Source organism: Leisingera sp. F5 (genome assembly GCF_001593695.1).
Genome location: NZ_LUKH01000690.1, coordinates 1 through 1,844, shown reverse-complemented (window position 1 = coordinate 1,844; position 1,844 = coordinate 1). Strand labels below are relative to the sequence as shown.

The 1,844-nt window shown below is 61.9% G+C and carries 2 protein-coding genes; both read left to right on the top strand.

Going from position 1 to position 1,844, the window contains the following annotated elements:
- On the top strand, positions 1-150 hold a 150-nt coding region (locus tag A2I95_RS34850; protein ID WP_291737142.1), incomplete at its 5' end, for a helix-turn-helix domain-containing protein.
- Between the two features lie 659 nt (positions 151-809).
- A complete protein-coding gene (locus A2I95_RS34845) occupies positions 810-1,811 on the top strand; it encodes a DctP family TRAP transporter solute-binding subunit (RefSeq protein ID WP_027258509.1) in 1,002 nt (333 codons plus the stop codon).
- Positions 1,812-1,844 lie beyond the last annotated feature (33 nt).

Below are 1,844 nucleotides of genomic sequence, written 5' to 3'. Positions count from 1 at the left end.
GCGCAGGTGGAGCGCTCGCTGCTGATTGCCGCATTGGGCCGCGCCAACGGGCGTGCGGCTGCGGTCGCGGAGGCGTTGAGGCTGCCGCGCAAGACGTTTTATGACAAGCTGGCCCGCTATGGCATCCGGCCTGAGGATTACCGCCGCTGACGGCGCCGGGCTTAAGAGCCATGAGGATTGTCCGCTCCGGCGTTTTTGCCGGGGTACTTAGGGAGGCGGCGCCGCCAGGAACCTCGAATGGGGGCAAGGGCGGAGGGAGGACGGGGGTCGCAAGCCCCATGTCCGCTGAAGCCTTCGTTGCGGGACGCCCCTGCACCCGATGATGAGGTGGTCTCGGGGGTCCTGTGATCTCCTGTTGGTGCGGGGTGCCGGCCCGCACCGGTGTCGCGACGGGAAGGAGTATCGCAAGCCGGGGTTAAGGAGCGGCAAGCGGTGCGTACGGTGAGGACGCAACGCCCCGGCGGACGGCGTGAGGGGGAGAGGCCGGATGCCTCCGGCAGGGATTTTTTCAGCCAGAAGAAGGGCGGCGATTCCTTTGCAGTTCTGTCCGGCGCTAACACTTGTGCGGATTTCCGCACAAAGCCCGGAATGCCCTGTGCGGGATTTCGCACAGCTTGCGGCAAGCGCTGCTTTTGCACATTTGGTCTGACCTGCAAGTTCATGCGATAACGCGAAAAATCCGACAGGCGCATGATTCTCGAATCAATTGTTGAGCGGTTTTCCGCAACTTGGGATGCTTTGGGCGGGCCTCAGCCATGCGCTGAGTGCAACTTCGGATTTACAGACGATTTTTCTGGGAGGAAAAGACCATGAAATTCCTGACAACTGCCGCCACCGCACTGGCTCTGGCTGTGACCGCAGGCGCCGCAAGTGCCGCCTGTGACGACGGCGAGATCGTGGTGAAGTTCAGCCACGTCACGAACACCGACAAGCACCCCAAAGGGATTGCCGCCTCGTTGCTGGAACAGCGCATCAATGACGAGATGAACGGCACTATGTGCCTGGAGGTCTATCCGAACTCGACGCTTTACAACGACAATAAGGTGCTGGAAGCGATGCTGCAGGGCGATGTGCAACTGGCCGCGCCTTCGCTGTCTAAGTTTGAGAAATTCACCAAGCAGTTCCGCTTGTTCGATCTGCCGTTCATGTTCAAGAATATCGAAGCGGTGGATGCGTTCCAGGCGTCTGAAACCGGCCAGGAGATGCTGGATTCAATGCAGCGCCGCGGCCTGCAGGGGCTTGCCTACTGGCACAACGGCATGAAGCAGATGTCGGCCAACAAGCCGCTGGTGGACCCTTCGGACGCCAATGGGCTGAAGTTCCGGGTGCAGTCCTCGGACGTGCTGGTGGCGCAGATGGAAGCGATCGGCGGCTCGCCGCAGAAAATGGCGTTCTCGGAAGTCTACGGCGCGCTGCAGCAGGGGGTTGTGGACGGTCAGGAGAACACCTGGTCCAACATCTACGGCAAGAAGTTCTTTGAGGTGCAGGACGGGGTGACCGAGACCAACCACGGCGCGCTGGACTATCTGGTGGTGACCTCCGTGGACTGGCTGGACAGTCTGGACCCGGCGGTGCGCGACCAGTTCCTGACCATCCTGAATGAAGTCACCGCGACCCGGAACGCCGAATCCACCAAGGTGAACGGTGAAGCGCGTCAGGCGATCATTGATGCCGGCGGCGTGGTGCGCGAGCTGACCCCTGAGCAGCGCGCGGCCTGGGTCGAAGCGATGAAGCCGGTCTGGGAGAAATTCGCAGGCGACGTCGGCCAGGAGAAGATCGACGCGGCGCAAGCCATCAACGCAGGCCTCTAAGGCAGGCTTTTTCCGGGAGGCCCGTATCGGGGC